The sequence below is a fragment of the Leifsonia sp. 10N434 genome (genome assembly GCF_056394405.1).
Map to the genome: position 1 here is coordinate 805531 of NZ_JBFTHV010000001.1, position 18499 is coordinate 824029.

The 18499-nt window shown below is 71.1% G+C and carries 18 protein-coding genes; 9 read left to right on the forward strand and 9 right to left on the reverse strand.

Translation table 11 applies throughout. The features are described from left to right. The first annotated feature begins 182 nt into the window (after positions 1–182). Together AC1DB1_RS03810 and AC1DB1_RS03815 are read left to right on the forward strand one after the other, a co-directional pair. Complete coding sequence (locus AC1DB1_RS03810) at positions 183–1082, forward strand: alpha/beta fold hydrolase (RefSeq protein WP_477199842.1); 900 nt, start codon at positions 183–185, stop codon at positions 1080–1082. Beyond that, positions 1079–2485: a sensor domain-containing diguanylate cyclase gene (locus tag AC1DB1_RS03815; protein ID WP_477199843.1), complete on the forward strand. Its 1407-nt coding sequence runs from the start codon at positions 1079–1081 to the stop codon at positions 2483–2485. The genes AC1DB1_RS03810 and AC1DB1_RS03815 overlap by 4 nt, the downstream gene beginning before the upstream one ends. Before the next feature lie 27 nt (positions 2486–2512). On the opposite strand, the gene AC1DB1_RS03820 is transcribed toward AC1DB1_RS03815, so the two are convergent. After that, positions 2513–3295, reverse strand: coding sequence for an MBL fold metallo-hydrolase (locus AC1DB1_RS03820; RefSeq protein WP_477199844.1), 783 nt, complete (start codon positions 3293–3295; stop codon positions 2513–2515). 75 nt (positions 3296–3370) lie between these two features. Here AC1DB1_RS03820 and AC1DB1_RS03825 point away from each other — a divergent pair, with 75 nt between their 5' ends. Then, entirely contained in the window at positions 3371–4705 is a 1335-nt protein-coding gene (locus tag AC1DB1_RS03825; protein WP_477199845.1) for an MATE family efflux transporter, read from the forward strand. Between the two features lie 171 nt (positions 4706–4876). Here the strand turns inward: AC1DB1_RS03825 and AC1DB1_RS03830 are convergent, their stop codons facing one another. Together AC1DB1_RS03830 and AC1DB1_RS03835 are read right to left on the reverse strand one after the other, a co-directional pair. Beyond that, entirely contained in the window at positions 4877–6091 is a 1215-nt protein-coding gene (locus AC1DB1_RS03830; protein WP_477199846.1) for an amidohydrolase, read from the reverse strand. Between the two features lie 418 nt (positions 6092–6509). Further along, positions 6510–7604: a LacI family DNA-binding transcriptional regulator gene (locus AC1DB1_RS03835; protein WP_477199847.1), complete on the reverse strand. Its 1095-nt coding sequence runs from the start codon at positions 7602–7604 to the stop codon at positions 6510–6512. 81 nt (positions 7605–7685) lie between these two features. On the opposite strand from AC1DB1_RS03835, the gene AC1DB1_RS03840 reads away from it, so the two are divergent. Beyond that, positions 7686–8954 carry an MFS transporter gene (locus AC1DB1_RS03840; RefSeq protein ID WP_477199848.1) on the forward strand — a complete coding sequence of 423 codons (1269 nt, stop codon included), beginning with the start codon at positions 7686–7688 and terminating at the stop codon, positions 8952–8954. A gap of 167 nt (positions 8955–9121) precedes the next feature. On the opposite strand, the gene AC1DB1_RS03845 is transcribed toward AC1DB1_RS03840, so the two are convergent. Beyond that, positions 9122–10072, reverse strand: coding sequence for a helix-turn-helix transcriptional regulator (locus tag AC1DB1_RS03845; protein ID WP_477199849.1), 951 nt, complete (start codon positions 10070–10072; stop codon positions 9122–9124). Between the two features lie 69 nt (positions 10073–10141). Here AC1DB1_RS03845 and AC1DB1_RS03850 point away from each other — a divergent pair, with 69 nt between their 5' ends. Beyond that, the gene (locus tag AC1DB1_RS03850) at positions 10142–11296 is read left to right on the forward strand and encodes an epoxide hydrolase family protein (RefSeq protein WP_477199850.1); all 1155 of its coding nucleotides are present in this window, start codon (positions 10142–10144) and stop codon (positions 11294–11296) included. 58 nt (positions 11297–11354) lie between these two features. Here AC1DB1_RS03850 and AC1DB1_RS03855 read toward each other — a convergent pair whose 3' ends face one another. Further along, a complete protein-coding gene (locus tag AC1DB1_RS03855) occupies positions 11355–12455 on the reverse strand; it encodes a lactonase family protein (RefSeq protein WP_477199851.1) in 1101 nt (366 codons plus the stop codon). A 77-nt stretch (positions 12456–12532) separates the two neighbouring features. Here AC1DB1_RS03855 and nucS point away from each other — a divergent pair, with 77 nt between their 5' ends. The 4 genes from nucS to AC1DB1_RS03875 all read left to right on the forward strand — a co-directional run bounded on the left by nucS (position 12533) and on the right by AC1DB1_RS03875 (position 14913). Then, positions 12533–13228, forward strand: a complete 696-nt coding sequence (gene nucS / locus AC1DB1_RS03860; RefSeq protein ID WP_477199852.1) for an endonuclease NucS — start codon at positions 12533–12535, stop codon at positions 13226–13228. Beyond that, a complete protein-coding gene (locus AC1DB1_RS03865; protein WP_477199853.1) occupies positions 13228–13650 on the forward strand; it encodes an SseB family protein in 423 nt (140 codons plus the stop codon). The genes nucS and AC1DB1_RS03865 overlap by 1 nt, the downstream gene beginning before the upstream one ends. A 37-nt stretch (positions 13651–13687) precedes the next feature. Further along, on the forward strand, positions 13688–14365 hold the full coding sequence (locus AC1DB1_RS03870) for an HAD family hydrolase (protein WP_477199854.1): 678 nt from the start codon (positions 13688–13690) through the stop codon (positions 14363–14365). 140 nt (positions 14366–14505) lie between these two features. Then, complete coding sequence (locus AC1DB1_RS03875) at positions 14506–14913, forward strand: hypothetical protein (RefSeq protein ID WP_477199855.1); 408 nt, start codon at positions 14506–14508, stop codon at positions 14911–14913. 224 nt (positions 14914–15137) lie between these two features. Here the strand turns inward: AC1DB1_RS03875 and AC1DB1_RS03880 are convergent, their stop codons facing one another. From AC1DB1_RS03880 to AC1DB1_RS03895, 4 genes are all read right to left on the reverse strand, one after another. Further along, the gene (locus AC1DB1_RS03880; RefSeq protein WP_477199856.1) at positions 15138–15392 is read right to left on the reverse strand and encodes a ParB family protein; all 255 of its coding nucleotides are present in this window, start codon (positions 15390–15392) and stop codon (positions 15138–15140) included. A gap of 373 nt (positions 15393–15765) precedes the next feature. Next, positions 15766–16818, reverse strand: coding sequence for an NAD(P)/FAD-dependent oxidoreductase (locus AC1DB1_RS03885; protein WP_477199857.1), 1053 nt, complete (start codon positions 16816–16818; stop codon positions 15766–15768). Next, a complete protein-coding gene (locus tag AC1DB1_RS03890; RefSeq protein ID WP_271176631.1) occupies positions 16815–17339 on the reverse strand; it encodes an isoprenylcysteine carboxyl methyltransferase family protein in 525 nt (174 codons plus the stop codon). The genes AC1DB1_RS03885 and AC1DB1_RS03890 overlap by 4 nt, the downstream gene beginning before the upstream one ends. Then, complete coding sequence (locus AC1DB1_RS03895) at positions 17336–18448, reverse strand: type III polyketide synthase (protein ID WP_477199858.1); 1113 nt, start codon at positions 18446–18448, stop codon at positions 17336–17338. The genes AC1DB1_RS03890 and AC1DB1_RS03895 overlap by 4 nt, the downstream gene beginning before the upstream one ends. Positions 18449–18499: the final 51 nt, after the last annotated feature.

Below are 18499 nucleotides of genomic sequence, written 5' to 3' on the forward strand. Positions count from 1 at the left end.
TCAACCGTCCGGGAGGGTCGGATTTCGGCTCGTATACTCCGGGCCCCGAACCGCGCCGGCACGGGGGGCCATACTCCTGGTGACGCCCCCGGTTCTACCGCTGACCCCGGCGGATTCCGTGCCGGATAATGGAGATCGCCCGAATCCATCGGCGCCCGGTCCCAGACCCCGACTGGAGCAGCATGTCCCCGCACCCGTACCCGACCGACCCGACCCCTCTGATCGACGAAGAGCCCGCCGATCGCACTTCATCCACCCTCACCGCCTCCGACCCCGCCCCTGATCCCGCGGCTGTCCTGCGCCGCAACAACGTCACCGTGACGGGCGACCCGAACGGCAGGCCGATCGTGTTCGCCCACGGCTTCGGCTGCAGCCAGGAGATGTGGAGCCGCGTCGTCCCCCACTTCGAAGCCGACTACCGGGTCGTCGTGTTCGACCACGTCGGCTCCGGCGGCTCCGACCTCGCCGCCTACGACGCAGCCAAGTACGACTCGCTGCACGGCTACGCGGACGACGTCGTCGAGATCCTCGAGGCGCTCGACCTCACCGATGCGGTCTTCGTCGGCCATTCGGTGAGCTCGATGATCGGCGTGCTGGCGGCCGGCGCCCATCCGGAGCGGTTCGGCGCCCTCGTACTCGTGGGGCCGTCGCCCCGTTACGTCAACACCGACGGGTACTTCGGCGGCTTCGAGCAGGCCGACATCGATGCCCTGCTCGACGCGCTCGACGCCAACTACCTCGGCTGGTCGGCGACCATGGCGCCCGTGATCGCGGGCAACCCCGACCGCCCGGAGATCGGCGGCGAGCTGACGGAGAGCTTCTGCCGGACGGACCCGACGATCGCCGGTCACTTCGCCGCGGTGACCTTCCTCTCCGACAACCGGGACGATCTGGCGAAGGTCGTCACGCCGACCCTGGTGATCCAGTGCGCCGACGATGTCATCGCGCCGGATGCGGTGGGCGCCTACGTGCACGAGCACATCCGCGGCAGCGCGCTCGTGCGCCTTCACACCACGGGTCACACCCCGAACCTCTCGGGGCCCGACGAGCTGACCCGCGCCGTGCTCGACTACCTGCGATGACGATTCCGGATGCGGGGAGCGCGTCGGCGACCGCCGCCTCGCTCTACGATCTCGCACCCTGCGGCCTGATCACCACGGCGCCCGACGGTACGCTCACGCACGTCAACGACACCTTCCTCGCCTGGACCGGCTACACGGCCGACGCGGTGATCGGGCGACGCTTCCTCTCGCTGCTCGACGGCGGCGGCAAGCTCTTCCACGAGACGCGCTACCTGCCGTCGTTGCGGCTGCGCGGCGAGGTGCGCGAGATCGCGCTGAACATCGTCGCCGCCGACGGCACGGTGCTGCCCGCCCTCCTCAACTCCACCGCCGAGATCGACGAGCACGGCTCGCAGGTCGCGGTGCACAGCGCGCTCTTCGACACGACCGAGCGCCAGGACTACGAGCGCCAGCTGCTGGCTGCCCGCCGCTCCGCCGAGGCGTCGGCGCTGCGGCTCCGCGCCCTGCAGAACGCGTCGGCCGCCTTCGGCGCTGCACGGGATGACAGTGAACTGGCCGCAGCCATCGCGGCGAGCGCGGCGGATGCGTTCTCGGCGGCGCGCGTGGCGGTCACCCTGACCGACGACGCCGGCCGCTTCGAGCGGGCGGCCGGCGATGGGCCCGTGGCCGCGCTCGCGTCGCTGATCGACGACGCCGACACGGAACTGGCCGACGGCGAGGTGCTGATCGTGCAGCGCGCCGAGGCGCCGGCAGACGTCGCCGCCGAGCTGGAGCGGACCCGGGTCGAGACCGCGACGGTGGTCGGGCTGGTGGACGGGGGCACGGCGATCGGCATGCTGAGCTGTTTCCACGCGCGCGTCCGCGATGTCGACGCGGTGCAGATCGAGCTGCATCAGGCGCTGGCGCGACAGGCCTCCCAGGCCCTCATCCGCATTCGTCTGCAGCAGGAGCTCGAGGCGATCGCGCACTTCGACCCGCTGACCGGGCTCGCCAATCGAAATGTGCTGCGCTCGCACATCGCCGACGTGATGCGGCGCGGCGGGGCGGCCCAGCAGCCGATGGCCCTCGTGTTCCTCGACCTCGACGGCTTCAAGGCCATCAACGACGAGGTCGACCACAGCGCCGGGGACGACGTGCTCCGCGCCGTGGCCGATCGCCTCCGAGCCTCGGTCCGGCGGGCGGACGTCGTGGGCCGTTACGGTGGCGACGAATTCATCGTGGTGTGCGAGAACACCGACGAGACCGCAGCGGCGGCGGTCGCCGAGCGCATCCGCGCGGCACTGACGGAACCGCTCGCGTCGCCGCTGCTCCCGCACGGACTCACGGCGAGCATCGGCGCGGCGGTGCACCTGCCGTCGGACCCGCCGCAGTTGGTGGCCATCGACGTGTTCCGGATCGCTGACCGCGCGATGTACCACTCGAAGCGCAGCGGCAAGGATCGGGTGACCGTCCTCACCGTGTAGAGCGGGACGGCCAGCCGGGACGGCCAGTCAGCCCGCGACGGGCGCGGTGCGCTCCACGACGAAGATGGTCCCCGGACGCGCGAGCTCGACCGGCCCGTCGAAGCGGGTCTGCGCCCGCACGGCCGCCTCCTCGCCCGACAGCCCGAGCGCGACATGTGTCACGATCAGCCGCCTGGCGCCGGCTCTGGCCGCCGTCGCGCCGGCCTCCTCGGGCGTGTGGTGCGCCGCCTTCTCGCCGGGATCGTGCCCGGCCGCGCCCGCCTCGCACAGCAGCGCCTCGCATCCGGCCGCCAGCTCGTCGAGCGCGGCGCAGGGCGCTGTGTCGCCCGAGTACGCGAACGAGCCGTCCGGCCCGTCGACGCGCAGGGCGAACCCGGGGACGTCGTGGTCGACCGCCCGCCACGACAGTGTGAGGTCACCGATGACGGCGGAGCCCCCGGCCGGCGACGCACCCAGGTCGGCGAACCCGAACACCAGGTCGAGTCCGGTCTCCGCGCTCCCGCCCAGGAAATCGACGAGCCGCTCGCGGAGCGCGGTCGGCGCGAACAGCGGGATGGGTGGACGCGGCTCGACATCTCCGAACCGGTAGGCGTAGTACGCCGTGAGCAGGTCGGACGTGTGGTCGGCGTGCGTGTGCGAGATCCAGATCGCGTTCACGTCCTCCAGCTGCACATGACGCTGCAACTCGGCGAGGGTGCCCGGTCCGGCATCCACCCAGATGGTCGTCTCGCCGCTCTGCACCAGATAGCCCGAGCAGGCGTTGCCGGGGCGCGGATAGTGGGTCGCGCCACCCAGAGTCGTCACCCTCATGGGCCGATGCTACGCGAAGGGGCGCCGGAAGTGTCGGTGCAGCCTGTCGCCCGGTCGCGATAGCGTGAGGCCGTCGTGAATCTCCTCCAACGTCGCCCGGTCGACCGGGACATCCTCCGTCTCGCCGTGCCGGCGCTCGGCGCTCTCGTCGCCGAACCGATCTTCCTGCTCGCCGACTCGGCGATGGTCGGGCACCTGGGTGTGACACCCCTGGCGGGTCTCGGTATCGCGAGCGCGATCCTGCAGACGATCGTCGGCCTGATGGTCTTCCTCGCCTACAGCACGACGCCCGCCGTCGCCCGGCGGCTGGGCTCGGGCGACGAGCGCGGGGCCGTCGCGGCCGGCATCGACGGATGCTGGCTCGCGCTCGGTCTCGGAATCGTGCTGGCGGTGGGCGGCTGGTTCGCGTCGCCCGCCCTGGTCAGCCTGTTCGGCGCGCCCGCGGATGTCGCGGCCGCCGCCACGCGCTATCTCGAGCTCTCGATGCTCGGCCTCCCGGCCATGCTGCTCGTCTTCGCCGCGACGGGCCTGCTGCGCGGGCTCCAGGACACCCGCACGCCACTCGCCGTCGCCGTGGGCGGGTTCGCGGTGAACATCCTGCTCAACTTCCTCTTCATCTACGGCCTGGGCCTGGGCATCGCCGGCTCGGCGATCGGAACGGTGGCCGCCCAATGGGCGATGGTGATCGTCTACCTGGTGATCGTCGCCCGGCACGCGCGCCGCGTCGGCGCGCAGCTGCTCCCCCATCACACCGGGCTCACGCACACCGCCCGCTCGGGCGGCTGGCTCTTTCTGCGAACGGCGAGCCTGCGAGCGGCGATGCTGCTCGCCGTGTTCACCGCGACGCGACTCGGACCGGATGAGCTGGCTGCCTTCCAGGTGACGATGACGGTCTTCGCCACGGTGGCGTTCGCCCTCGATGCGCTGGCGATCGCCGCTCAGGCCCTGATCGGCAAGGGACTCGGAGCCGGCGAGCTGGAGACTGTGCGCGCGATTCTGCGACGCTGCCTCCAGTGGGGCGTCGGCGCGGGGATCGTGCTGGGTGCCATCGTCGTGGTGACCAGCCCGTTCGCCGCAGCGCTGTTCACGAGCGACCCGTCCGTGGCGGCGCTGCTGCCGCTCGCGCTGGCGATCATCGGGATCGGCGCCCCGCTCGGCGGTTACGTCTTCGTGCTCGACGGGGTGCTGATCGGTGCCGGCGACGCGCGGTACCTGGCGCTGACCGGGCTGACGAACGTGGCGGTCTTCGTGCCGATGGCGCTGGCGGTGGGCGCGTGGGGCGGCCACGACGCATCCGGGCTGGCGTGGCTGACGGCGGCGTTCGCGTTCGGGTACATCGGCGCCCGCGCGCTCACCCTGGGGCTGCGCGCTCGTACGACGCGCTGGATGCGCGCCGGCGCGACCGCCTGAGCGCTGCCGCTCGTTCGCAATTCCGGAACTCTCGCGCGGCTACGCCCGATGTTCCGGAGTCGTGCGGATCCGGTCGGCGCGTCGTCTCGATCGTCCGGAGTTGTGCGCATCCCGTCGGCGTCAGTGCTGCGTCAGTGCTGCGTCAGTGCTGTCAGGGCTGTCAGTGCTGGGTCAGTGCTCCGTCAGCCACTCCCGGGCAGCGACGACGAGCGCGCGCACGCCGGTGTCGATCGTCGGCTGCGCGAGGGGCGCGAAGTACGGGGAGTGATTCGACGGGATGTCGGTGTCGACCGTTCCTGCCGCCATGGCCGCCGCGACCGTCGCGGGGTCGCCGCCGCCGAGCATCCAGTAGACGAGCGGAACGCCCGCCGCCGTGGCGAGGTTGCCCACGTCTTCGCTTCCCGAGATCGCGCCGGGATCGAAGATCCGGTCTTCTCCGAACTCGGACGTGAACGCCGCCGTCACCCGCGCCGTCGCCTCGGGCTCGTTCACCGTGACCGGGTACCGCTCGCCGAACTTCACGGTCGGCTCTTCGACGGCACCGGATGCGGCCGCCTCGGCCCGGACGATCCGGTCGACCGCGCCGAGCACCCGCTCGCGGACTTCCTCGCTGAAACTGCGCATGCTGATGCCGAGCGTCGCCTTCGGCGCGATGATGTTGTTCGCGCTCCCCGCGTGCAGTGATCCGACGGTCACGACCGCGGTGTCCTGCGGCGCGATCTCACGCGAGACGACGGTCTGCAGCCGCAGGACCGTCGCGGCCGCCATCACCACCGGGTCGATCGTCGTCTCCGGACGCGACCCGTGCCCGCCGCGACCGTGCAGCGTGACCTCCATCGTGTCGACGGCCGCCATCGCGGCGCCGGAGTGCGCGCCGAGCATCCCGCTCGGGAGCGGCGTGACGTGCTGACCGAGCACGACATCCGGCGTCGGAACCTTCTCGTACAGGCCGTCCTCGACCATCACCTGTGCGCCGCCGCCGTGCTCCTCGGCCGGCTGGAACAGCGCGACGAGGGTGCCCGACCACTCGGACCGGGAATCGGCGAGCGCCTCGACCGCGCCCAGCAGGCACGTGATGTGGATGTCGTGGCCGCAGGCGTGCATGACGGGAACGGTCGCTCCCGTCTCATCGACGACGGTCTGCGTCGACGCCCACTCCAGGCCGGTCTCCTCCCGCACCGGAAGCGCGTCCATGTCGGCGCGCAGCAGAACGGTGGGGCCGTCGCCGTTGCGCAGGATCCCGACGACGCCGGTCCCGCCGATCCCGGTGACGACCTCGAGGCCGAACCCGTTCAGGTGATCGGCGACGATCCCTGCGGTGCGATGCTCGGCGAATGCGAGCTCGGGGTGGCTGTGGAGGTCACGGTACAGGGCTTCGAGATCCATGCGTCCACCCTATGCGGCGCCCCGGCGGGTTCGGATGCTCGACCCGTTCGACGCGCGGCGGGGTCGGGTCGCTCTCCCCCGGCTCCGGATGCTCGCGGGGCCGGGAGCGCGAAGGGTCCGCTCGCCCGCACAACTCCGGAAGGTCGGGTCGACACGCCGCTCGGATCGGCACAACTCCGGACGCCGGACCGGATCAGGGCGGATGTTCCGGAGTTGCGAACGGCGGGCCGGGGCGTAGGTGGCCCCGGTCTGGTCGCAGCAGCATCCGGTCACGCGCACAACTCCGGAAGGTCGGGTCGACACGCCGCCCGGATCTGCACAACTCCGGAAGCCGGACCGGATTGTGGGCCGATGTTCCGGAGTTACGAAGGTGGGGTAGCGCGTCAGCGGGCAGGCGCCGGGCGCGGCGGGGCCGCCGTCAGGCGCCGGGCGCGGCGGCGCCGGGCGCGGCGGCGCGCGGCGCGGCGGTGGTGTTGCCGAGGTGGAACACGCTCGTGAAGGTCGCGGGATGCGCCACCGAGCCCTCGAGCATGTCCACGATCGCGCTGCCGGCCGCGCGGCCCTTGTCGATGGCCGGCTGCACCAGCGTCGTGAGGTCGTAGGGCCAGAGGCCGTCGACGCGCACGCCGTCGAACCCCACGACGCTCACGTCGTCGGGCACGGACAGGCCGATCTCCTCGGCCGCACGGATGACGCCCGCCGCGAGCAGGTCGCTCTGCGCGATGATCGCCGTCGGGCGCCGGGAGGGATCATCGAGCAGCGCGTGCCCCGCCAGGCGGCCCTCCTCGACGAAGGAGCCGCGCGTCACGTAGCCGCCCGCATCCGGGAACACATCGCGCGCCCCGGCCAGGCGTTCGAGCGTGGTGTTCGAGCTGCCGGCAGCGACGCGGTCGGGCGTGAGGGGTCCGCGGGTGCGGTCGCGGTCGAGTGAGAGCGTCACCAGTGCCACGTCGCGGTGCCCGAGCTCGCGCAGATGCTCGGCGGCGACGCGGGTGGCCTCCCGGTTGTCCTGCCCGATCGTGAGCACGCCGTCGCTGGGGTCGCCCTCGATGGCCACGAGCGGGATGCCGCGCTGGCGAAGCATGGCGACCGACTCGTCGAGGCGGGGGCTGCAGCCGATGAGCACCACGGCATCCATCGGCGCGTCCCCGATGCGCTGGGCGGCCTCGCCCGCGTCGGTCAGGATCAGCAGGCCGGCGTCGATCGCGGCGATCTCCTCGGTGATGCCGTCGAGCAGGGCGATCTTGATCGGATCGCGGAAGGCGTCGCGCACGCGCTCCTCCATGACGACGCCGACGATGCCGGAGCGCCCACGGCGCAGCGAGCGGGCGCGGGGGTCGGGACCCGCGTAGTTGAGCTCTTTGGCGGCGGCCAGCACACGGTCGCGCGTGGCGTCGGAGACGGGCCCCGTGCCGCTGAACGCCAGCGACGCGGTCGAGTTGGAGACGCCGGCCAGCCGGGCGACCGCCGCAAGGGTGGGACGGGCGACGGAGGCGGTGCTTGTGTCGTTCACGTGTGGTAGCTTAGTCGAATCGTTTCGATCGAATCGATTCGAGCCCCATTTTCCGAGCATCACCGAACCGCAGGACCGAGCATGTCACAGACGACCCCGACCCCCATGCGCAGCCGCCGAGAGCTGGTGGCCTGGCGCAACGCCGTGTTCGTGATCTTCATCCTGAGCGGCACGGCGATGGCCACCTGGGTGGCGCGCATCCCCGGCGTGCGCGACGGGCTCGGGTTCGGCAAGGATCCGTCGTCGGTCGGCCTGCTCATCCTCGGGATGTCGGTCGGCGCGATCGTCGGCCTCGCCGTCTCGTCGCCGGTGCTCGTGCGCTTCGGGCCGCACAAGGGCATGGTGTCCGGCCTGATGATCGTCTCCGTCGGCCTCGTTTTCGTCGGCGTGGGAACCTCGATCGCCCACTCCGTTCCCCTCGTCGCCATCGGCCTCGTGCTGCTCGGCTTCGGCAACGGGATGGTCGACGTGATGATGAACGTCGAAGGAACCGCCGTCGAGCGGGAGATCGGCAAGACGCTGATGCCGCTGATGCACGCCTTCTTCAGCCTCGGCACCGTGCTCGGAGCCGGCATCGGCGCCGCATCCGCCGCACTGAACATCGACGTGTCGTGGCACCTCATCGCCGTCGCCGTCGTGATCGCGGTGATCGCCGTCGTCGCCGTCCGCTACATCCCGCGCGAGGCCGACCTCGGCGACGAAGCTGTGGCTGCGCCGAAGGTGCCGTTCGGCCAGCGGATGCGCGAGAGCCTCGCTGTGTGGGCCGACTGGCGCCTCATCCTGATCGGCGTCGTGATGCTCGGCATGGCGTTCGGCGAGGGATCCGCCAACGACTGGATCTCGCTGGCGACCGTCGACGGGCACGGCCAGACCAACTCGACGGGCGCGGTGGTGTTCGGTTTCTTCGTCGTCGCGATGACGGTCGGTCGCGTGCTGGGCGGGCCGCTCGTCGACCTGATCGGCCGCGTCGCCGCCATCCGGATCACGGCAGGACTCGGCGCCGTCGGTCTCCTCATCTTCATCCTCGGCGGCCCGCTCTGGCTGGTCGTCGTGGGAACCGTGCTCTGGGGCTTCGGCGTCTCGCTCGGCTTCCCGCTCGGGATGTCCGCTGCTGCCGACGGCGCCGCGAACCCGGCCGCCCGGGTGAGCGCGGTGGCGATCATCGGCTACTGCGCGTTCCTGGTCGGCCCTCCGGTGATCGGCTTCCTCGGCAAGGAGTTCGGACTCCTCAACGCCCTGTACCTGATCCTCGTGCTGCTGGTGGCGGCCTTCCTCGCGGCGCCCGCCGTTCGCGAGTCGTCACGGCCGCGTGCCGGCACCCCGGAACCCGCCACCGAGAACGCGGCCTGAGTCGGCTCACTCAGGCGCGCCGGCGCGCAGCTCCACGGAGGCATACCGTCGTTTGCCAGTAGTAGTTGTCATGAGCCCCGGATAACCACCACAAGTGGCAAACGACGCCCCGGCAGGTGGCGGCAGCCGGCCGCGCAGGCGGCAGCCGGCCAGGCAGCCGGCGGGCGTCAGCCGGCCGCGCGGGCGTACCGCGCGCCGAGCACCCGCAGGTGCTCCACCAGCGCCGGAGGCCCGTCGACGTGGAAGTCGAGGCCGAGCATCCCGATGTAGACGGCGATCACCTCGACGCTGTCGCCGCCCGTGACGAGCACGCAGGTCTCGTCGTCGATGGGCTCGACCACGCCGACGGCCGCGTTGATCCGCGCCAGCACCTCGGCGGCCGGCGCGAACACCGTGATGCGCGTGTGGACGCTCCAGCCGCCGAAGGCGACCGTGCGCAGCACGAAGCTCGGGTAGTCCTCGCCCTCGAGCGGACGCGGCTCGAACGGACGACGGGTCGGCATCCGGAGGCGCAGCCAGTCCACCCGGTACGCGTTCCACTCGGCGGTCTGCGCGTGCCGGGCCACGAGATACCAGCGCCGCTGCCAGTTCACCAGGCGATACGGCTCGACGACGTGCGGCTCCCCCCGATCGTCGAAGCGCAGCCAGTGCCGGTCGTGGATGGCCGTGGCGATCGCGGCGAGCACGTCCGCGTCCACCTCGGGGTCGGCCACGTTGCTCCCGGTGTTCTCCGGGGCCTTCGAGACCGTCTCGTTCATCGCGGTCACCTTGGCACGCACGTGACCCGGAAGCACTTGGTCGAGCTTCGCGAGCGCGCGCGCGCTGCTCTCCTCGATGCCGCTGATGCCGGTCACCGCGCGCAGCCCGACGGTGACCGCAACCGCCTCCTCGTCATCGAGGAGCAGCGGTGGCAGCTTCGCCCCCGCGCCGAGCCGGTAGTGGCCGGCCGGGCCCCGCACCGCATCCACCGGGTAATCGAGCGTGCGCAGGCGGTCGATGTCGGCGCGGATCGTGCGCGTGCTCACGCCCAGACGGTCGGCCAGCTCGGGCGCCGTCCAGGCCGGGCGGACCTGCAGCAGGCCCAGGATTCGCAGCAATCGGGCGGCGGTGTCGGTCACGCGAAAAGCCTTGCACGAACCCGGATGAATAGGAACTGTATCGTCCTATTAGCTTTCTACAGTGAAGCCATGACAACGCAGACGAGCACCATCGGAACCATCGCCCCTTTCCGAGTCGCCATCTCCGACGACGACCTCACCGACCTGCACGAGCGCCTCGCCCGTACGCGTCTCCCCCGGCCCGTTCCCGACGAGGACGACTGGCAGTACGGGGTGCCGAACTCCTATCTGCGCGAGGTCGCCACGACCTGGGCGAACGACTTCGACTGGCGCGCGCAGGAGGAGCGGATCAACGCCTTCCCGCAGTACGTCGCCGAGATCGACGGGCAGAACATCCACTTCCTGCACGTGCCGTCGGCGGAGGAGGACGCGACCCCGCTCCTCCTCGTCCACACCTACCCCGGCAGCTTCGTCGACTTCCTCGACCTGATCGGCCCACTGGTCGACCCGGTCGCCCACGGCGGCCGCGCGGAAGACGCCTTCACGGTGGTCGTCCCCTCACTGCCGGGCTTCGGGTTCAGCACTCCGGTCGTCGACCGCGGCTGGACGATGGCGAGGGTCGCGCGCACGTTCGACACCCTGATGCGCGGGCTCGGGTACGACAGCTACGGGGTGCACGGCAGCGACGGCGGTGCGATGGTCGGCCGCGAGCTCGGACTGCTCGCTCCGGAGGGCTTCCTCGGATCGCACGTGCTGCAGCTGTTCTCGTTCCCGTCGGGCGACCCCGCGGAGTTCGAGAAGCTGGAGCCGAAGGACTACGCCGCCCTCGAGCACATGCAGTGGTTCCAGTCGGTCGGGGGCTACAACGCGATCAACTCGAGCCGTCCGCAGACCGTCGCGGTCGGGGTGTCCGACTCGCCGATCGGCCAGCTCGCCTGGAACGAGCTGTTCCAGTCGTTCGGCAACGGCACGAGCCTCGTGACGACCGAGCAGATCCTCACGGAGGCGTCGCTCGAGTGGTTCACGAACACCTCGGCCACGATGGGGCGCTACCACTACGAGGAGGCGCACGCCGGAACCGAGCCCGCGGTCAACCACTCGCCGGTGGGCGTCGCGGTCTTCTCGGACGACTTCAAGTCGGTGCGGACGTTCGCCGAGCGGGACAACGACAACATCGTGCACTGGTCGGAGTTCGAGACCGGCGGCCACTACGCGGCCCTGGAGCGTCCCGAGGTGCTCGCCGCCGACATCCGCACGTTCTTCGCGGCGGTCCAGAGCCGCTGACAGACGCCGGATGCTCGCCCGACGGCCGTACGCACGGCGCGCCGGGAGGGCGCCGGGCTCACACGAAGTGAAGACAGACCGGGGTCGGGACGGGCGTACGCGAGACGAAGTCGAGCGTGCGCCCGTCCTCGTCGAAAGCGAACACCGCGACATCCCGGCTGTTCTGCCCGGCGACCAGGATGCGCGCGCCGTCGGGCGACACCACGAGGTCGCGCGGGGCCCGCACCCCGGCCGGAACAGCCGCGACCAGCTCGACCGCCGCCGATCCGGAGTCGAAGGCGAAGACGCCGATCGTGTCGTCGCCGCGGTTGGTCACGAACACGGTGCGGCCGTCGTTCGAGACCCGCACCGCCGCCGCTGAGCTGTCGCCGGTCGCATCCGCCGCTCTGGTCGACGCGCCCATCGCGATCGCGAAACGATCCCCGCTGCTCGCACCGTCGTCCTGGCCGCCGGCACCGTCGATGCCGCCGCGCGCGCTCTCCCGGCGCAGCACATCCACTGTGTTGTCGAGCTCGTTGACGAGCAGCGCGTGGCGGCCGTCAGGGTGGAACGCCAGGTGGCGCGGCCCGGCCGCCCCGACGATGATCGTGGCCTCCGGTCGCAGGGTCAGCTCGCCCTCGTCGCCGAAGACGAAGAACCGCACCTCGCCGAGACCGAGATCCACCGCCGCCAGCTCGCCGGTGACCGGGTCGAAGCTCAGCTGATGCACGTGCGGCGAGGCCTGGCGATCCGGGTCGGGACCGTACCCGTCGTGCTGCACGAACGTCACGCGTTCGCCGAGGGCGCCGTCGTCCGCGAGTGCGAACACCGAGATGGATCCGCCGCCGTAGGTGCCGGCCACGAGGAACCGCTCGCTCGGATCGAGGGTGAGGTGCGCCGGCTCCGCACCGCCGGCCGAGGCCGTGCCGAGCGGGGTGAGCACACCGTCGGCCCCGCGCGAGAAGGCCGCGACGCCGCCATCCGGTGCCGTCTCGATCACGGCGTACACGCGCCTGCCATCGGAGCTCGCCGTCACCCACGACGGATTGCGCAGCTCTGCCGCCAGCGCAACCTGCGTGACCCGCTCCCCGTCGAAGCGCGCGCTCAGGATGCCCTCCGCTCCGCCGTCGACGTGCGGGAGGGTCTCGGTGTACGTGCCGATGAGCAGTTCGCGATCCATGCGCCTATCCTGCCAGCCGCCGCCCGGGGCATCCGGTCGGGGCCGGACGCGTCACCTGCGCGCCGTAGGATGTTCCGGTGCGCCTCGTCATTGCCCATTGCTCCGTCGACTACGCCGGCCGCCTCAGCGCTCACCTGCCGCTCGCGAACCGGCTGCTCATGCTCAAGTCCGACGGAAGTCTGCTGGTGCACTCCGACGGCGGCTCGTACAAGCCGCTCAACTGGATGAGCCCGCCCTGCACGCTCTCCGTGCTCGAGCCGGACGAGGCGCAGGCCGAGGCCGGCGTGACCGAGGTCTGGAAGGTCACCCAGGCCAAGACCGCCGACATGCTCGTGGTCTCGATCCACGAGATCCTGCACGACTCCGCGCACGAACTCGGCGTCGACCCCGGCCTGCAGAAGGACGGCGTCGAGGCCCACCTGCAGAAGCTCCTGGCCGAGCAGATCCACCTGCTGGGCGACGGGCACGTGCTGGTGCGCCGGGAGTACATGACGGCCATCGGACCGGTCGACATCCTGGCGCGGGATGCGTCGGGCGCGTCGGTCGCGGTCGAGCTGAAGCGTCGCGGCGACATCGACGGCGTCGAGCAGCTCACCCGCTACCTCGAGCTGATGAACCGCGACCCGCACCTCGCCCCGGTGACCGGCATCTTCGCCGCGCAGGAGATCAAGCCCCAGGCACGAACGCTGGCGGAGGACCGCGGCATCCGCTGCCTCGTACTCGACTACGACGCGATGCGCGGGCTCGACGACAGCGAGAGCAGGCTGTTCTGATGGCGATGAAGCCCCGTTTCCCGCAGAGCTACGAGAACGTCGCCGTGCGCAAGGCGCTCACCGCCATCGCGGCCGAGCCGACCCTCGAGAACCTGGATGCTCTGCTCGCCGCCGCCGTGAAGGGCGGCCTGGTCGTCGACGTCACCGGCTCGACCCCGCAGGACACCCGGCTGCGCACGATCTCCTCGACGACGGGCGAGGCCGTGCTGCCCCTATTCACCTCGATGACCGCGCTGCGGGCAGCCGTGGCCGCCACCGCTGACGGCGAGGGCAGTCAGGTGCAGGCGGTGATCGTCCCGGCCCTCGAAGCGCTCGGCTTCATCACGTCGGCCGACTTCGTCGCGGTGCAGTTCGATCCGGGCGCCCCCGACACTATGGTGGTCGCCCGCTCGCACATCGAGTCCGCCCTCGGCGGACGTTGAGCGTTCTTCGAGATCCCTCACCTACCATTGGACGGTTATGACGAACCCGACCCCGACCGTCACCCGAACCTGGACCTGCGTCCTCTTCGACCTCGACGGCACCCTCACTGACTCAGCACCCGGCATCACCTCCTCCCTGGCTTCGACCTTCGAGACCCTCGGTCTGCCCGTGCCCTCCCCCGCCCAGCTCGTCGAATACGTCGGGCCGCCCCTCCTCGACTCTCTGCGGCTGTTCGCCGGCATGAACGAGGAGCAGGCCCGCAACGCCCTCACGGTCTACCGCGCCGACTATCACGAGAAGGGCGCCTTCGACAGCGCCGTCTTCCCCGGCATCCGCGGCCTGTTGTCGCGCCTCAACGACGCGGGCATCCCGATCGCGGTGGCGACGAGCAAGCCCGAGCTGCAGGCGACCCGCATCCTGGAGCACTTCGACCTGGCCAAGTACTTCGACGTCATCGCCGGCGCGAGCGAGGACGAGACGCGCAGCGCCAAGTCCGACGTGGTCGCCGATGCGCTCCGCCGCCTGACCGAGAACGGCGTCGACCTCGCGCAGACCGTCATGGTCGGCGACCGTGCGTTCGACGTCGAGGGCGCCGCCCAGAACGGGCTCTCGACCATCCTCGTCGAGTGGGGCTACGGCTCTCCCGCCGAGGCCGCGGGAGCGATCGCGGTCGTGCACTCGGCCGACCAGCTCAGCTCGCTGCTGCTCGGCTGAGGCCTCTCGCGCCGACCGCTGGAGTCGTCGGGCGAATCGCTGCGATTATGCATGCGAATAGACGTTTTCGAACCGGGTAGACCCGGGAGTACGCTGGATGTTTGGCAATCTCGCACACATATACAGCACTAGGAAACAGCATGCAGCACACCCGTAAGAAACTGTTCGTTCCCGCCGTGATCGCAGCGGCCCTCACCATCGGTTCGCTCGCCGGATGCTCCAGCGGCTCCGGCTCCGACACCTCCTCACCGTCCGCCTCCGAGTCGGCCTCCTCGCAGTCGCTCCCCTCGAGCTTCCCGAAGAGCGACGTCCCGATCATCGACGGCACGATCCTGGTCGCCCGCGGCGACAAGGACAACGGCTGGAGCGTGACGGTGCAGCCGACGACCAAGACCGGCTTCGCCGACGCGAAGGCAGCCCTGGAGAAGGCAGGCTACAAGGCCTCCGGCACGGCCACCGACACCAAGGCGATCTACGTCAACGACAAGTACACCGTCGCTGTCGGCACGCCCGGCGTCTCGGTGACGTACCTGGTCACCGCCAACTAGTCGCAGCCGCGGCCGCGCGATTCGCGCAGGCTGTCCTGCCGCTTCGGCGAGCCTCTGACGCCGCGCACTCCGCCTCCGGGCGAGGTGCGCGGCGTCGCTGCGTTCGGGCTCGACGCTCTCGTGGGTCCGCCAGCCGGCCCGCGGGGCTCAGAAGATGATCGGCTGGCCGGGGCTCAGAAGCGATCGTCTGGCCGGGGCTCAGAAGGTGATCGGCTGGCCGGGGCTCAGAAGGTGATCGGCCGGCCCGGGCTCAGCGGAGCCTCACCGCCGGTGTAGCGGTCGCCGTGGTTGTACTGCGCCTCGCGCCGCTCCACCTCCACCACCAGCGCTTTGGTCAGCATCTCCGACCAGCTCGTGTCCTTCTCGGCGAAGGACGTCGACCGGTAGGCGGCACGGGCCCGATCGCGCAGCGGGCCCGGGATGTAGAACGTGATCGTCGTGCGGGCCGCGCTCGTCGTCCCGTCGGAGTCGCTGGACATTCCGTACCTCCAGAAGTATTGCTTGTGTAGGTTCCTTCGGATACTAGGTGTGCACTTCACGCCCTCGGCGTGGCCTCGGCGCGACTGCGTGCGCGACCCGCGACAGCCCCGTGCGCCGCGACGCGACCCGCGAGTCCGTTCTCGTGCAGTCCGCTCTCGTCGACTCGGCTGTGCGTTTCGCCGAGTCGGCGGCCCGGCCTCGCCGAGTCGGACGTCCGTTTCATCGAGTCGGGGATTAATCACGCTCAGGAGGTCCAGCGCGTGATTAACCCCCGACTCGATTGCAGCCGGATGCGGCGCGGGAGCGGTGCGGGGCGTGGGCGCGCTGCGGGCGGGTCCGACGCGGCCGACGCGGCCCCCGCACCAGCCCCGCTCAGCGCGCGAGCCGCTCGACGATCGACCCGAACAGCCGCGGCTGCGCCACCGCCGCCGGCACGATGCGCGCCCGGAGCGGCGACCGGGCCGCCGCGACGAGCCCCGTCGTCAGCATCCGGAAGTCCCGCGTCTCCGCGCGCCACGCGCGTTCGTACCGGCGGGTGTCGCCCGAGCGCACCGCATCGATCGCCGACCGCGCCTGCGCGAAGCCGACGCGCATCCCCTCGCCGGTCAGCGCGTCGACGTAACCGGACGCGTCGCCCGCCAGCAGCACCCGGCCCTTCGTGCGCGCCCGCGTCTGCTGCAGCAACGGACCCGCCCCTCTGGTCGCGCTTGCGATCGGCGCCGACGCCACGCGCTCCGCGAGCTCCGGGATGCCCGCGAGCGCCTGCTCGAGGTCGACCCGACGCGGGCCGAGCATCGCCACCCCCACGGTGTACGCGTCGACGGGGGTCACGTACGCCTCGACCTCCTTAGACCAGTGCACCTCGACGAGGTCCGTCCACGGCGAGACCGCATAGTGGCGACGGATCCCGTAGCGGCGGCGTGGCTCGGGCTGCGGCGGCCGCTCCAGGCCGAGAAGGCGCCGGATCGGCGAGTGCAAGCCGTCCGCCGCCACGAGCCAGGGCGCGCGCAGCACCGCATCCGTGTCGGCCAGCCGCACCGTCACCTGCTCGGCGTCCTGCTCCACATCGATCACGCGTCCGTGCTCGATGCGCACACCGGCCTCGACCGCGCGGTGCGCAAGCGCGGCCTGCAACACCGTGCGCCGCACGCCACGGCCGGCGCCGCCCGCGAACCGGTGCTCGACCCGTCGCTCGCGGTCGATGTACGCGATCCCGGCGAGGTCGCTGCCGTCCGGATCGACGCCCAGCCGCAGGAGTGCGTGCAGCGCTCCGGGCATCAGGCCCTCGCCGCAGGCCTTGTCGATCGGTCCCTCACGGGCCTCGATCACCAGCACGTCGATTCCGGAGCGGCGTGCTTCGATCGCGGCCGCCAGTCCGACCGGTCCGGCCCCGACCACGATCAGGCCGGCATTCGGGGTGTTCATGGCGTCGCAGGGACGACCGTGGCGAGCGCGCGGTTCTCGCACGGGATGCGCACTGCGAAGAGGAGCACGGCGTTCAGTACCGTGAAGACGAGGGCCGTGATCCACGCGGTGTGCACGAGCGGGAGCGCGAAGCCCTCCACGATGACGGCCACGTAGTTCGGGTGCGTCAGCCAGCGGTACGGTCCGCGATTCACCAGGGGCAGCCCCTGCACGACGATGACCCGTGTGTTCCAGCGGTGGCCGAGCACCGCGATGCACCACCAGCGCAGTCCCTGACTGGCGAGTACCAGGGCGAACATCGGCCAGCCCAGCCACGGGATGAACGGCCTGTCGCCGAACCACACCTCGGCCAGACAGGCGAGCAGCAGACCCGTGTGCAGCGCGACCATCGGCGGGAAGTGCCCTCGGCCGAACTCGACCCCACCGCGCGCGAACGACCAGCGGGCGTTGCGCGTCGAGACCACCAGCTCCGCGATGCGCTCGGCGCCGGTCGCCAGAACGAGCACCGTGTAGAGGATCACGCGGCCGCGCCGATCGCCTCGCCAACCGGTGCGAGATTCTCGCCGTCGGCCCAGCGCAGCAGCACCAGTTCGGCCGTCACCCCGGGACCGAGGGCGAACAGCAGCCCGTTGGTGCCGGCCGCCGGATGCGTGTCCATGAGCTCGGCGAGAACGTGCAGCACGGCCGCCGACGACAGGTTGCCCACCCGCGCCAGCGATCTCCAGCTGGCGTCGAGGGCTCCGTCGGGCAGATCGAGCGCCCGCGCGAACGCCTCGAGAACCTTCGGTCCACCCGGATGCGCGGCCCAGGCGCCCACGTCGGCGATCGTCAGATCGTGCGCGGCGAGCAGCCCGGCGGCGTCGGCGGCGAAGTTGCGGTCGATCACCTCGGGCACGCCGGCGCTGAGGACGATGCGGAAGCCCGTGCCGCCGATGTCCCACCCGATCACGTCGGCAGTGTCCGGGTAGATGCGGCTGCGGGTGTCGACGATCTCGGGTCCGCCGAGTCCGAGCTGCTGCGCCCGCTGGTCGCCGACCATGATCACGGCGGCGGCTCCGTCGCCGAAGAGCCCGCTGGCCACGATGTTCGCCATCGAGTCGTCGCTCGCCTGCACGGTGAGCGAGCAGAGCTCGACCGACAGCAGCACAGCGACCTCGTTCGGATGCCCGACCAGGTAGTCGTGCACGCGTGCGATCCCTGCCGCGCCGGCGACACATCCGAGTCCGAAGCTGGGGAGCCGCTTCACGTCGGGGCGCAGGCCCAGCCGCGAGACGAGCTGAGCGTCGATCGAGGGGGCCGCGATGCCCGTGACCGATGTGAACAGGAGGAAGTCGACGTCGGCCGGCTCGAGGCCCGCCGCGTGCAGGGCGCCCACCAGGGCACGCTCGGCGAGGGTCGTGCCCTCGGCGATGAAGTAGTCGTTCGACTCCTGGAACGAGGCCAGCGAACTGTACTGTTCGAGCGGCATCACCAGGTTGCGGGTCTCGACCCCGCTCGACGCGTGGATGCGCCGCATGACCGCCTGCCGACCCGGATCGCTCGTGATCATCGCGAGCAACGCACTGGTGATCTCGTCCTGGCTGTAGCTCCGTGCAGGAACCACCGGCTCTACTGCCACGATTCGCGTCATATGCGGAACGTACACCCGCGTACGGGGCTGTGGGGTTACGCGCAGCCAACC

Bases quoted from the DNA above. Each gene is read 5' to 3' on its own strand.
- AC1DB1_RS03840 (WP_477199848.1), top strand. From the start codon at position 7,686: ATGTCACAGACGACCCCGACCCCCATGCGCAGCCGCCGAGAGCTGGTG.
- AC1DB1_RS03880 (WP_477199856.1), bottom strand. From the start codon at position 15,392: ATGTCCAGCGACTCCGACGGGACGACGAGCGCGGCCCGCACGACGATC.
- AC1DB1_RS03815 (WP_477199843.1), top strand. From the start codon at position 1,079: ATGACGATTCCGGATGCGGGGAGCGCGTCGGCGACCGCCGCCTCGCTC.
- AC1DB1_RS03850 (WP_477199850.1), top strand. From the start codon at position 10,142: ATGACAACGCAGACGAGCACCATCGGAACCATCGCCCCTTTCCGAGTC.
- AC1DB1_RS03875 (WP_477199855.1), top strand. From the start codon at position 14,506: ATGCAGCACACCCGTAAGAAACTGTTCGTTCCCGCCGTGATCGCAGCG.
- AC1DB1_RS03830 (WP_477199846.1), bottom strand. From the start codon at position 6,091: ATGGATCTCGAAGCCCTGTACCGTGACCTCCACAGCCACCCCGAGCTC.
- AC1DB1_RS03895 (WP_477199858.1), bottom strand. From the start codon at position 18,448: ATGACGCGAATCGTGGCAGTAGAGCCGGTGGTTCCTGCACGGAGCTAC.
- AC1DB1_RS03810 (WP_477199842.1), top strand. From the start codon at position 183: ATGTCCCCGCACCCGTACCCGACCGACCCGACCCCTCTGATCGACGAA.
- AC1DB1_RS03820 (WP_477199844.1), bottom strand. From the start codon at position 3,295: ATGAGGGTGACGACTCTGGGTGGCGCGACCCACTATCCGCGCCCCGGC.
- AC1DB1_RS03855 (WP_477199851.1), bottom strand. From the start codon at position 12,455: ATGGATCGCGAACTGCTCATCGGCACGTACACCGAGACCCTCCCGCAC.
- AC1DB1_RS03865 (WP_477199853.1), top strand. From the start codon at position 13,228: ATGGCGATGAAGCCCCGTTTCCCGCAGAGCTACGAGAACGTCGCCGTG.
- AC1DB1_RS03885 (WP_477199857.1), bottom strand. From the start codon at position 16,818: ATGAACACCCCGAATGCCGGCCTGATCGTGGTCGGGGCCGGACCGGTC.
- AC1DB1_RS03870 (WP_477199854.1), top strand. From the start codon at position 13,688: ATGACGAACCCGACCCCGACCGTCACCCGAACCTGGACCTGCGTCCTC.